Below are 13,608 nucleotides of genomic sequence, written 5' to 3' on the forward strand. Positions count from 1 at the left end.
AATGAAGAGATTATTGTTTGTTCTTGTAAGAATATCGAAGATGATAACAGCCCCTTTGCGCTGGTATCCCATCTTCTTTTTGTTTATGTACCTTTTGGTTGTGTTCTCGTTCTTCTACGAGGATTTGCCAACCGATCAGGCGGTGTTTTACGAAGGGCTGTTCATGGATTGCTATATCCTCTGCGCCATTCTTTCGCTCTTGCCAAAGAAGGTATACAAGTATTTCAAGTATCTTTTCTATACCGTCGGATATCTGGTAACGGCTACCGAATGGTTTCTCTACAACCGATTCTGGCTGCGCTACACGCCAACTACAATACAGCTTCTTATCGAGACAAACTCAGATGAGGCTGGCGATTTCTGCCGTGCCTTCCTTATAAGCAAGCAGATGGGGCAGGTGCTTCTGCTCATGCTTCTCATCCTCACGGCTAATGTCCTTCTCGAAATCTACGAGAAGCCAATCCGCCGGTTCTTGCGTAAGCAACTTACATGGCGTTCGCATTATCTCGGCTACATCGGATTCAGTTGTTTCATAGTCGTCTACTTTGTTTATTGCTTCTGCACGACTCTCGAAAACAAGAAACTCTTTGTTGAGTATTTCCGCCTAAACGGAGCCGAGAGGATAGAGCGTGTGATGGGACCGATTCAGTTCTATTCGCCAGAGCTCAGACTGGCTTATTCGTTCAAGTTCACAAGGCTCACGGCTGGCGAGGTTGAGATTCTGCGCGAGACGATGCACAAACTGCAGGTTGATAGTTGCGACTACAAATGTCCGAACATCGTGTTCATAATAGGCGAGAGTTACAACAAACATCACTCGCAACTCTACGGCTATCCGCTCGAGACGACGCCGAACATGGTGCGCCGTCAGAAGAAAGGCGAGCTAATCCGCTTCGACGATGTTATCACGCCGTGGAACGTAACGAGCAACGCCTTCAAGAGCTTCCTTTCAACCCATGCCGACGACGAGAAGGGCTTGTGGGCCGATGGCGTTCTGTTTCCTGCGCTGTTCAAGAAGGCAGGCTATCATGTGTCGTTCTTCACGCAGCAGTTTATGAAGTCGTCGAGACTGGCGGCTGCCGATTTCAACGGAAGTTTCTTCCTTAACGATGCCGAACTCGATTCGCTCTGCTTCGACACCCGAAACAAACTGAAATGGACTCAGGACAACGGTCTGATAAAGGAATACGGCAAGCACAAGGGCGATTATACCGACCGCAACCTGTTCATCTTCCATCTGCTTGGACAGCATGTGGAATATAAACAGAGATTCCCGAAGGCTCAGGAGTTTTTCACGATTGACAATTACAAAGACCGTAACGACCTTTCGAAGGCAGAGAAGTATATCGTTGCCGACTACGACAATGCCACACGATATAACGACAATGTTGTCGACGGCATCATAAATCTTTTTGTAAACGAAGATGCCATCGTAATATACATGCCCGACCATGCCGAGGAAGTCTACGACGAGATTCACGCCTTTGGCAGACTGCACGATGCCAACTTGTCGCCGTCGCTCGTAAGACAGGAGTTCGAGATTCCGCTTGCGGTGTGGTGCAGCAAGAAGTTCCGCCGCCGTCATCGCAGCGAGTTCAAGAAACTGAAGTCGATAAGCAAGCGGCCTTACAAGACCGACGACATCGCCCATTTCATGATAGGTTTGGCTGGAATACACACACCTTTCTATAATGCCGAGCGCGACTGGGCGAGCGACAGCTACAAGCTGCATCCGCGAATAATAAAGCACACGGCAGATTACGATTCAATAATGAGTTCAGAAAAGAAATGAAGACAGTATCGGTAGTGATGTGTACCTACAACGGTGCCAAATACATACGCCAGCAACTCGACTCAATCATCGCGCAGAAATATCCGATAGAAGAGGTTATTGTTCAGGATGACGGCTCGAACGATGGCACGATAGAGATTGTCGAGGAATATTCAGCCCGGCATCCCTACATTCATCTTTACAGAAACGAGGTGAACAAGGGCTTCAACATGAATTTCATCACGGCTTTTCAGCGTGCAAAGACCGATTTCGTTGCCATCTCAGACCAAGACGACATCTGGTTCAGCGACAAGATTGAAAGGCAGATAGAAGCCATCGGCGACAAATATGCTGCATGCTGCACCGACCATTATCGCGACGAGAAGTATTCTGACCGATGCACATTTCGCCGTAATCCGCAGAATACTTTTGAAAGTCAGATATTTACGAGCCATGTTCCGGGACATTGTCTGCTCGTCCGCACATCGTTCCTGAAGTCGATAGACAACTGGGACAAGCACATTCCGTACGACTGGTGGATAGTTATAAATGCCCACTTCTGCGGAGGACTCGCAAAAGCCCCTTATCCCCTCAACTGGTACCGACCTTATGCCGAGAGCGTGGCAACGAAGCATCGCGCCAAGTATCAGCGTCATGCCGAGAATCCAACGTGGCAGCCCTACATCTTTGGAATGAAGGATTTCCGCCAACTTCAGAAACGCGAGTTGTGGAGCAAGTTCTACGGATACATCAACCTGCGAACCGCCACGGCAGACGACAGCCTGAGCGAGGACGAGAAACGCTCGTTCAAACTCGTTCATGAACTTACGGGATTGATGCTAAGAAAAGACATCTTCAGTCTGCTGAAACTCTGCTTTCTGTGCATGAAGCATCGCGATGTCGTTCACGGGAAAAAGCATCCTAATATCGCCGTGGCAATGCTCCGCGGATTTTTCTACCCATTCATCTGGGCATATTCTACAACAAACTTCGATTATTAAAAAATGCAATATTGCGATAGTCTGCCTTGGTTTTGGCATAAAACTAAGGTTGACTATTGTTTCCTAATTAGGTGTTATTTGTAACATACCGCTACAAACTCAATCTTTTCTGCTTAATAACATATTGTATTCTTTACGTTATTTAATCAAAAAGTAGTTTCTTTGTTGCTCGAAAAAAAGTATAATAACACCAATAAAATTATATCATGAAATTGACTAAGAGTTTCATTGGCGCAGCGCTTGTTTGCTGTGCGGTAATGACGGGCTGTTCGGAAAACAAACTGACACTTTCCGGACTTGATTCAAAGGCTTTCGAGTCGAACGTAGACGGCAAGGAAACAGGCTTGTACGTTCTTAAAAACGCTAACGGAGTTGAAGTTTGCGTTACCAACTTCGGAGGCCGAATTGTTTCGCTGATGGTTCCTGACAAGAATGGTGAGATGCGTGATGTTGTGTTGGGCTTCGACAGCATAAGCACATACCGTAATGTGCCAAGCGATTTCGGTGCATCGGTAGGACGTTACGCAAACAGAATAAACAAGGGCAAGATTGTTGTTGACGGTGACACAATACAGTTGCCTACAAACAACTTCGGACACTGTCTGCACGGCGGTCCTCAGGGCTGGCAGTACCAGATATACAAGGCAGAGCAGAAGAGCGACTCTGTTGTAGTGCTTACAATGGATTCGCCCGACGGCGACGCCAACTTCCCAGGTCACGTTGTTGCAACGGTTACATACACTCTTACTTATGACAACTGCGTTGACATCAAGTACGAGGCTACAACCGACAAGAAGACTGTCATCAACATGACAAACCATTCTTACTTCAACCTGAGCGGCGACCCTACAAAGCCTATCACAGACCACCTGCTCACAGTCAATGCCGACAACTTCACTCCAGTTGATTCGACTTACATGACAACCGGCGAGATTATTCCTGTGGCTGAAACTCCGATGGACTTCACCAAGCCAAAGGCTGTTGGTCAGGACATCGACAAGTTCGACTACGTTCAGGTAAAGAACGGCAACGGATACGACCACAACTGGGTGCTCAATACAAAGGGCGACTTCTCGCAGATTGCTGCAACTCTTTACTGTCCGTCAACTGGCATCAATGTTGATTGCTACACCGACGAACCGGGTATTCAGGTTTATTCAGGCAATTTCCTCGACGGAACGGTTACAGGAAAGAAGGGCATCGTTTACAAGCAGCGTACAGGTATCTGCCTCGAAACTCAGAAGTATCCTGATGCTCCTAACAAGCCAGAGTGGCCATCGGCATGGCTTGAGCCTGGACAGAAGTACACTTCGCACACAATGTACAAATTCAGCGTAAAATAATAAAAACGTTTAAATAACTGAAATACAAATGGCATTTTTAGATTGGTTAGTGATTGCAGCCTTTGCTGCACTGATGATTGGAATTGTTTGGTGGGTGAGCCGCCAGAAGCAGGAGAATTCCGACGATTATTTCTTGGGTGGAAAGGATGCTACATGGATAGCAATCGGTGCTTCAATCTTTGCATCGAACATTGGTTCTGAGCACCTTATCGGTCTTGCCGGCGCCGGTGCATCATCTGGTATGGCAATGGCTCACTGGGAGATTCAGGGATGGATGATTCTGATTCTGGGATGGGTGTTCGTGCCATTCTACACTCGCAGTATGGTGCTCACAATGCCTGAGTTCCTTGAGAGACGATACAACACACAGAGCCGCACTCTGCTCTCGTTCATATCTCTTATTAGTTATGTGATGACAAAGGTTGCCGTAACCGTTTATGCCGGCGGACTTGTGTTCCAGCAGGTGTTCGGAATTAAGGAACTCTGGGGAATCGACTTCTTCTGGATCTCGGCTATCGGCTTGGTGCTTATCACTGCCGTTTATACTATCGTAGGCGGTATGAAGTCTGTGCTTTACACTTCTGTGCTTCAGACTCCGATACTTCTTCTTGGTTCTCTTATCATCCTTGTTCTTGGTTTGAAGGAACTTGGCGGTTGGGACGAGATGATGCGCCTTTGCGACGTAACTCCATCATACGAGGGTGCTACAGGCACAATGATTCATTTGATGCGCGATAACTCCGACCCTCAGTATCCTTGGTTGGGTGCTCTTATCGGTTCGGCTATCATCGGTTTCTGGTACTGGTGTACCGACCAGTTCATCGTTCAGCGTGTTCTTTCAGGAAAGAACGAGACTGAGGCTCGCCGTGGTACAATCTTCGGTGCATACCTCAAGCTTCTTCCAGTGTTCTTGTTCCTTATCCCGGGTATGATTGCATTCGCTTTGCATCAGAAGACAGGCAGCTTCCTGCCAATGCTTGCAAGCGGCGCACACAATGCCGATGCTGCTTTCCCAACGCTGGTTGCCAAGTTGCTTCCTGCAGGTGTTAAGGGCTTGGTTGTTTGTGGTATCCTTGCAGCCTTGATGAGTTCTTTGGCATCATTGTTCAACTCATCTGCAATGTTGTTTACAATCGACTTCTACAAGCGTTTCAAGCCAGAGACTCCTGAGAAGAAGCTCGTTGTCATCGGTCAGATTGCAACAGTCGTTATCGTTGTCCTCGGTATCCTTTGGATTCCTGTTATGCGTAGCGTGGGCGATGTGCTCTATACTTATTTGCAGGATGTTCAGAGCGTTCTTGCTCCGGGTATCGCAGCAGCGTTCTTGCTCGGTATTGCTTGGAAGAGAACTTCAGCCCTTGGCGGTATGTGGGGATTGATTTCAGGTATGGTTGTTGGTCTTACTCGTCTTGGTGCGAAGGTTTACTACAGCAATGTTCAGGATGCTGCCGACAGCACATTCAAGTATCTGTTCTACGACCTTAACTGGCTGTTCTTCTGCGGATGGATGCTGTTGTTCTGTATCATTGTTGTGATTGTTGTCAGTTTGTGTACCGAGGCTCCTTCAGAAGAAAAAATCAAGGGCTTGGTATTCGGCACATCAACCGAGGAGCAGATTCTGGCAACTCGCAAGAGCTGGAACAAGTGGGATGTTATTCACACAATCATCATTCTTGCAATTACTGCTGCATTCTACTATTATTTCTGGTAAGTAAAAGATTAGATTTTAAATATTAAATTTTTGTAACTAATAGTCGGCGACATTGTTTTTATAACTTTGTTTTCGGCTATTAGTTATACATATTTTAAAGCAAATGTTAGAAGATTTAAAGGAAAAAGTGTTCAGAGCCAACATGGAGTTGGTTGAACAGGGCTTGGTGATATATACTTGGGGCAACGCTTCGGGTATTGACCGTGAAAAAGGACTTGTGGTTATAAAGCCAAGCGGTGTGGATTATGATGTAATGAAACCGTCGGACATGGTTGTCGTTGACCTTCAGACAGGAAAGGTTGTTGAGGGCGACTTGAACCCATCGTCAGATACTCCAACGCATCTCGAACTTTACCGCAAGTTCCCAAACATCGGCGGTGTTGTTCACACTCACTCAACATACGCTACTGCGTGGGCACAGGCAGGTAAGGCTATCCCGAATATCGGTACAACTCATGCCGACTATTTCTACAAGGATATTCCTTGCACCGATGCAATGGTTGAGTCGGAGATGCCTGAGTATGAGTTGGAGACAGGAAAGATTATCGTGCGCAAGTTCGAGGAACTGGGCATCAATCCCGACCACACTCCTGCGGTACTCGTAAAGAATCACGGTCCGTTCTCGTGGGGCAAGAATCCGTCAAACGCGGTGTACAATGCCAAGGTAATGGAGCAGTGCGCCAAGATGGCGTTCATCTCATTCTCCGTTAATCCGCAGACAACAATGAATCCTCTTCTTGTCGAGAAGCATTACATGCGCAAGCATGGTCCTAATGCTTATTACGGACAAAAGAAGAAGTAAATTGAATTCATAATTGACAATTCACAATTGACAATTCATAATTCATAATTCATAATTCATAATTGATAATTTTTAATTTGTAGATGCGATGAAAACTGCCAATGTTGTAAAGGACAAAAGTTTAGCCTTTGGAGTACGTATTGTAAGAATGGTTAGACATTTGTTAAAAGATTCAACTTATGCAGAACATCCCATTTTTGCGCAAATTTTGAAGAGTGGCACAAGTATTGGTGCTAATATACGAGAGGCTGAACATGCCGAAAGTATAGATGATTTTAAGCATAAGTTGAAGATTGCGCTTAAAGAAGCTAACGAGACATTGTATTGGTTGGAGATATTATTTCGGTCAAATTATGTTTCTGAAAAGGAATATGAAAGTATGATTTGTGATTGTACAGAAATCAATAAGATTCTTGTTTCGATAATTAACACGCTAAATAAAAAAAGTAAATAATAACTTCATGATTTATATATTGCAAATTCATTATGAATTGTGAATTATGAATTATGAATTAAAAAGGAAAAGACATGTTTGACAATTTTGAAATTTGGTGGGTAACTGGTGCACAGTTGCTTTATGGAGGTGACGCAGTAGTAGCTGTAGACGCACACTCTAAGGAGATGGTAGAAGGTCTTAACAACTCAGGAAACATTCCTGTAAAGGTTGTTTACAAAGGCACAGCAAACTCTTCTAAGGAAGTTGAGGCCGTAATGAAGGCTGCCAACAACGAAGAGAAGTGTATCGGTATCATTACATGGATGCACACCTTCTCTCCTGCTAAGATGTGGATTAAGGGTCTTCAGCAGCTGAAGAAGCCTTTGCTTCACTTCCACACTCAGTATAACGAGGAGATTCCTTGGGATACTATGGACATGGACTTCATGAACCTTAACCAGAGTGCTCACGGCGATATCGAGTTCGGACACATCTGCACACGCATGAGAATTGCGCGCAAGGTGGTTGTAGGCCACTGGAAGAGCGAAGAGGCACAGAAGAAGATTGCCGTTTGGGCTCGCGTATGTGCTGCCGTTGCCGATGCTCACGACGTTCGTTGTCTGATGTTCGGTCTTAACATGAACAACGTTGCCGTAACCGATGGCGACCGCGTTGAGTTTGAGCAGCGTCTTGGCTATCATGTTGACTACTATCCTGTATCTTCGTTGATGGATTACTTCAAGAAGGTAACAGATGCCGAGGTTGACGCTCTTGTTGAGGAGTACAAGAAAGAATACACAATAAAGATTGACGAGTCTGGCGAAGAGGTTTACTGGGAGAAGGTAAGAAACGCTGCCAAGGCTGAAATCGCTATCCGCCGCGTGCTGAAGGACGAGAACGCAACAGCCTTCACTACTAACTTCGACGACCTTGGCGATGCCGACATCAACGACCCTAACTTCTGCGGATTCGACCAGATTCCGGGTCTTGCATCACAGCGTCTGATGGCCGAGGGTATCGGCTTCGGTGCCGAGGGCGACTGGAAGACTGCTTGTCTGTACCGTTCACTCTGGGTTATGAATCAGGGCATGTCAACAGGCTGCTCATTCCTCGAGGACTACACCCTTAACTTCGCTAACGGTCAGACATCAATCCTACAGAGCCACATGCTCGAGGTTACTCCGCTTATCGCTACCGACAAGCCAAAGTTGGAGGTTCACTTCCTTGGCATCGGTATCCGCAAGCAGCAGACTGCCCGTCTGGTGTTCACATCAAAGACTGGCGCAGGTACAAAGGCTACAGTTGTTGACCTTGGCAACCGCTTCCGCCTTATCACTCAGGATGTTGAGTGTATTGAGCCAAAGCCAATGCCAAAGCTTCCTGTTGCATCTGCTCTCTGGGTTCCACAGCCAACATTCGAGATTGGCGCAGGCGCATGGATTCTTGCCGGCGGTACTCACCACAGCGCATTCTCATACGCTATCGACGCAGAGTACTGGGCTGACTTCGCCGAGATTCTTGGCATTGAGTGTATCAGCATCAACAAGGATACTACAATCGAGAACTTCAAGAAGGAACTTCGCACAAACGAGGTTTACTATATGCTTAACAAAGCACTCTGCTAAACTATGGATGCAAAGGAGTTAATACAATCAGGTAAAGCCATTCTCGGAATCGAGTTTGGCTCTACCCGTATAAAGGCGGTGCTCATAGACGATGCGCACAAGCCAATAGCACAGGGCAGCCACACTTGGGAGAACCAACTTGTCGACGGCTTGTGGACATACAGCCTCGATGCTATCTGGGGCGGCTTGCAGGATTGCTATTCAGACCTTCGTGCCAATGTGCAGAAGCAGTATGGCGTTGAGATTAAGTCGCTCGCATCTATCGGCATCAGTGCCATGATGCACGGCTACATGGCTTTCAATGCAAAGAACGAGTTGCTCGTGCCTTTCCGCACATGGAGAAACACCAATACGGGCAAGGCTGCCGCTGAATTGTCTGAACTGTTCAAGTTCAACATTCCGTTGCGCTGGAGCATCTCGCATCTTTACCAGTGCATTCTCAACGGCGATGCTCATGTTAAGGACATCACCTTCCAGACAACTCTTGCCGGCTATATCCACTGGATGCTCACAGGCGAGAAGGTGCTTGGCATTGGCGATGCGTCGGGTATGATTCCTGTCGATTCGACAACCAACACATATTGTGCCGATATGGTTGAGAAGTTCGACAAACTGGTTGCTCCGAAGGGCTACGGTTGGAAACTTCTCGACATCTTCCCTAAGGTGCTTGTGGCTGGCGAGGATGCCGGCAAGCTTACAGCCGAGGGCGCAGCAAAGCTCGATGTGTCGGGCAACTTGCAGGCAGGTATTCCGCTCTGTCCTCCTGAGGGCGATGCTGGCACAGGCATGGTTGCAACAAACGCCGTTAAGCAGCGCACCGGAAACGTATCTGCCGGAACATCATCATTCTCTATGATTGTTCTTGAGAAGGCTCTCTCTAAGGCTTACGAGCCGATTGATATGGTTACGACTCCCGACGGAAGTCCTGTGGCAATGGTTCACTGTAACAACTGTACATCTGATATCAACGCGTGGGTAAACATCTTCAAGGAGTTTGAGGAGCTGATGGGCATTCCTGTTGATATGGACGTGCTCTACGGCAAGCTATACAACAAGGCTCTCGAGGGCGATGCCGACTGCGGTGGCTTGCTTGCCTACAATTACGTTTCGGGCGAGCCTATCACGGGGCTTGCCGAGGGTAGACCGATGTTCGTTCGTTCTGCCAACGACAAGTTCAATCTGGCTAACTTCATGCGTGCTAACCTTTATGCAACCATCGGTGTGCTTAAGATTGGAAACGATATTTTGCTGAAGGAAGAGAAGGTTAAGATTGACCGCATCACTGGTCATGGCGGATTGTTCAAGACTGCCGGCGTTGGCCAGCGTATTCTTGCTGCTGCCATCAACTCGCCAATCTCTGTTATGGAGACAGCAGGCGAGGGCGGTGCATGGGGTATCGCGCTTTTGGCATCATATCTTGTAAACAACGCTAAGAACGAGAATCTTGCCGACTTCCTCGAAAATACAGTCTTTGCAGGCGAAACAGGCGTTGAGATTGCGCCTACTGCCGAGGATGTTGAAGGATTTAACAAGTATATTGCAACATACAAGGCCGGTCTTGCCATTGAGCAGGCAGCCGTTGCAAACAAGCAGTAATAGTTTTTTAGTTTTTGTTTTTGAAAGGGCGGCTTCTGTTTTCAGACGGCTGCCCTTTCTCTGTTTTTATTGCCATGGTTTGGATAGTTTTTTGTAGTTTTGTATCGCTAAACTGATATTACTGAAAACAATTGCAATGCAATATCTTGTAAAGAAACTGAACATAAGTAACTTAGCCTGCCTATATGCGGTTTTCGTGGTGTTGATGTTTTCTGCCTGCGATTTCCGAAGAATGACCGAACAGTTGGATACCATTAGTAAGATTTCCGACACCAATGCCGATTCGGCTTGTTCTCTCCTAAAAAAATACGAGTCTGAAGTGCCAAACTGGGGAAAAGGAGACAGAATGCATTACGAACTTATAAAGATGAAGATTGAAAACAAGCAGAATGTAGTTTTCACTTCCGATTCGCTGATAAAGCAGATTGTTGATTATTACAAGGACAACGGCTCGCCAAACGAGCAGATGCTTGCATATTATCTGCTTGGCAGGGTATATTATCACATGGGTGAAGCGCCACAGGCATTGCAGGCTTATTACGATGCTCTGGAGAAAGCCGACACAACAAGAGCAGACTGCGATATTTGGGGCATTGCGGTTGTGTATTCACAAATGTCGGAAATATTCCATCAGCAAAACCTACCTAACGATGAAATTTGGGCATTGAAAAACTATTGTAAATATACTAAAATCGTAAAAACGCCTACAGATTATGCTATTGCTAAAAGTTTTTTTGTTGCGCCTTATTTTTTGTTGGAAAAAAATGATACTGTTTTGCATATAATTAAAACATATAACGAGGAATTGCAGCAACTTGGCGATACAGGTATGGCTGTACGGCTGAATCCAACAGCTATATATGTTTATACAAAACGCAAACAATTAGATAAGGCAGAACAGTTGATAAGGAACTTTGAAGAAAAATCAGGTTTGTTTGATGAAAAAGGAAATATAGATAAAGAATATAGATTTTATTATTATATAAAAGGATATTATGAATTGGCTGCGAATAATATTGATTCTGCCGAATATTATTTTAGAGAAGCTATAAAATATGGCTATGCGTATGATTCTTATAACGGGATGATTGCAATTTATAGAGAGAAACGAAATGTTGATTCTATTGCACATTATTCACTTTTAATGGATAATGGAATAGATTCTGTGCGTAAACAAATACGTATAGATGCAATTCATCGCATGGCATCGCTATATAATTATTCGCGAAATCAGAAGATAGCCGAGCAAGAGTCGCAGAAAGCCCATAACGCTCAAGTTATTATTATACTGATTCTTTCGCTTGGCGTGTTTGGCAGTCTTTTTGTATTTCAGTTGTATTATTCATACAAAAGAAAGAAGCAGAACGAGATTGACAAACTCGGCTATGCTCTGTCTTCGGCTAAACGTGAATATCAGAATATTCAGGATGAGTTGCAAAAACTAAAGAACAGCAATGTTGAAAGACTGATAGAGGAGAAAGAACGAAAGGGAAAGGAACTGAAGCAGACAATCGAAAGCATTGCCAGCGAGGGCAAAATGTCGGCTGCCACAAACGGGCTCGAAGAGTTTGCTAAAAGTGAAATTGTGGGCGAGTTCGTGGCTAAAAAGAGTTTCTGTGCCGATAGTAAGAAGCCGACAAAGGCAGAGTGGAAGGCTCTCGAAACACAGTTCCGTAAAGATATGCCTATGGCGTATAATATGCTTGCCAACGAAAAGAAACTGTCGCCTCTCGAACTGCATGTGTGCATATTGCTTATCCTCGATTTTGAGGATGGTATAATTGCCAGCATCACCGAATCATTGCCGCAGACAGTTTCTAATGCAAAGGCAAGGGCAAACAAGAAAATCTTTAACGAGAGCGGTGCGCAAACCCTAAAATACAGGCTTATGCAACTTATCGGCGCATTTTGAAAAAGTTAGTAAATAAACCGTTGTAACGGCTTGAAATATAAGAAGTAGGTGTGGTTTTATGCAGATTTTGATTTACTTTGATTTAAAATTTGTGTAACTGTCTGAAAATCAGGGAAGGTAACGCGGAGTTATCATCATTTTGATTTACTTTGATTTAAAATTCGACCTCCCCAAATTGCCTGCCTTTGCAAAACTATCCATAATTTTGTAGCGTAAACAAAAACAGGTAAGAAATGATGTTAAGTAGATTTTTTGTATTGTGGGTATGTTGCTTATTGTGTTGCAGCACTTTTGCCCAGATAGAAGTAAAGGTTGGAATAAATGCCGAGAGAACAGACAATTACTCGAATAATACTTCTCGCTTTTCTCCATCAATAGGAGTTTCTTACGACATATTGTTGAGTAAGCACTGGAAACTCCGTCCTTCACTAATGTTGTCAGAAATCGGAGAAAAACTTATAAAGAAGGAAATATACGATATCTCCAGTGGATACACTTACCTTTATGGTATCGAAATTCCAGCCGATTTTGTATTTTCTTTTAGCTCTGAAAGAGAAAACACGTTCTATCTAAATGCGGGTCCATATTATCGTTACAACTTGTGGGGATGGGAAAAGATTAAATACAATAAGAACGAGAATCTTTCGATGTCTGTTTTTAATGACCTTGGAGGCTATTATCACTCAAACTTTGGATTGAGTATCGGTCTTGGTTATGTTCTGAAGAATTTTGATTTTAATCTAAATTTTGAAAGAAGTCTGACGTATATTGATAAAGCTGACAATCATTATTCGCAGGCATACAGACTAAGTGTTGGCTACAGATTTTAAATTTTAGCATCAAAAACAACCTCTCAAACAAAGCGACAATACAGTAGAAGACAAGGGAGACGCAACAGAAAACTTGTCTTCTACTTTTATAAATTAAACGTCGTTTGATTAATGGTTGTTCATAAATGAAAGTATTGTAACGAAAGCTAGCTGTTATATAATGTTAGACCTTGACTGAAAATAAAACAAGGAGCAATGCCCGAAGCTTTTATATTGTAATACCACTACTGTCCAAAGAAATTTTCCCATAAGGTTAGCTGACCATCATCGGAGTCATTCTGAAGACGTTTGGGTTTAACAAATAGCTCGCCTAAGGGCTTCCTCTCAAAGAGTACTTTCCCGATGGCAGCAGATAAAATATAAAAATCTTGATCAACATGATACACTTTCTTAGCAATGGCAAGCAGCAGATAGTCGCAGATGGCAATCCAAATCTGCGAGAATACTGCATTCTTACTCGTTCCGTAGAACGACTTGATGTGCAGTCGCTGCTTAATCCATTTGAAGAAACATTCCACCTGCCAGCGTTCTCTATAGAGCTCTGCAATGGTCAGGTAGGAGTGAGTGAAATCGTTTGTCAA

Annotated in this window: 11 protein-coding genes; 10 read left to right on the forward strand and 1 reads right to left on the reverse strand. The window is 44.7% G+C overall.

What is annotated here, in order from left to right:
• Nucleotide 1 precedes the first annotated feature (1 nt).
• The 10 genes from T538_RS0111125 (at nt 2) to T538_RS0111170 (ending at nt 13,027) form a co-directional block, all read left to right on the forward strand.
• Nucleotides 2–1,792, forward strand: a complete 1,791-nt coding sequence (locus T538_RS0111125) for a sulfatase-like hydrolase/transferase (protein ID WP_031533844.1) — start codon at nt 2–4, stop codon at nt 1,790–1,792.
• Nucleotides 1,789–2,772, forward strand: a complete 984-nt coding sequence (locus tag T538_RS0111130) for a glycosyltransferase (RefSeq protein WP_031533843.1) — start codon at nt 1,789–1,791, stop codon at nt 2,770–2,772. The genes T538_RS0111125 and T538_RS0111130 overlap by 4 nt, the downstream gene beginning before the upstream one ends.
• Before the next feature lie 206 nt (nt 2,773–2,978).
• Nucleotides 2,979–4,115, forward strand: coding sequence for an aldose epimerase family protein (locus T538_RS0111135; protein ID WP_031533842.1), 1,137 nt, complete (start codon nt 2,979–2,981; stop codon nt 4,113–4,115).
• Between the two features lie 28 nt (nt 4,116–4,143).
• Entirely contained in the window at nt 4,144–5,826 is a 1,683-nt protein-coding gene (locus T538_RS0111140) for a sodium:solute symporter (RefSeq protein WP_031533841.1), read from the forward strand.
• Nucleotides 5,827–5,929: 103 nt separating this feature from the next.
• Complete coding sequence (locus T538_RS0111145; protein WP_031533840.1) at nt 5,930–6,628, forward strand: L-ribulose-5-phosphate 4-epimerase; 699 nt, start codon at nt 5,930–5,932, stop codon at nt 6,626–6,628.
• Nucleotides 6,629–6,716: 88 nt separating this feature from the next.
• A complete protein-coding gene (locus tag T538_RS0111150; protein ID WP_031533839.1) occupies nt 6,717–7,082 on the forward strand; it encodes a four helix bundle protein in 366 nt (121 codons plus the stop codon).
• 74 nt (nt 7,083–7,156) lie between these two features.
• On the forward strand, nt 7,157–8,689 hold the full coding sequence (gene araA, locus T538_RS0111155; RefSeq protein ID WP_031533838.1) for an L-arabinose isomerase: 1,533 nt from the start codon (nt 7,157–7,159) through the stop codon (nt 8,687–8,689).
• Between the two features lie 3 nt (nt 8,690–8,692).
• Nucleotides 8,693–10,285, forward strand: coding sequence for a xylulokinase (locus T538_RS0111160; protein WP_031533837.1), 1,593 nt, complete (start codon nt 8,693–8,695; stop codon nt 10,283–10,285).
• Nucleotides 10,286–10,421: 136 nt separating this feature from the next.
• Complete coding sequence (locus T538_RS0111165) at nt 10,422–12,197, forward strand: hypothetical protein (protein ID WP_031533836.1); 1,776 nt, start codon at nt 10,422–10,424, stop codon at nt 12,195–12,197.
• 233 nt (nt 12,198–12,430) lie between these two features.
• Nucleotides 12,431–13,027, forward strand: coding sequence for a porin family protein (locus T538_RS0111170; RefSeq protein ID WP_081834964.1), 597 nt, complete (start codon nt 12,431–12,433; stop codon nt 13,025–13,027).
• Between the two features lie 224 nt (nt 13,028–13,251).
• Here the strand turns inward: T538_RS0111170 and T538_RS0111175 are convergent.
• Nucleotides 13,252–13,608, reverse strand: a 357-nt coding sequence (locus tag T538_RS0111175) for a transposase (protein WP_031533834.1), incomplete at its 5' end; no start/stop codon positions are given.

The organism is Bacteroides sp. Ga6A2 (assembly GCF_000702225.1).
In the GTDB taxonomy this organism is placed as follows: domain Bacteria; phylum Bacteroidota; class Bacteroidia; order Bacteroidales; family Bacteroidaceae; genus Ga6A1.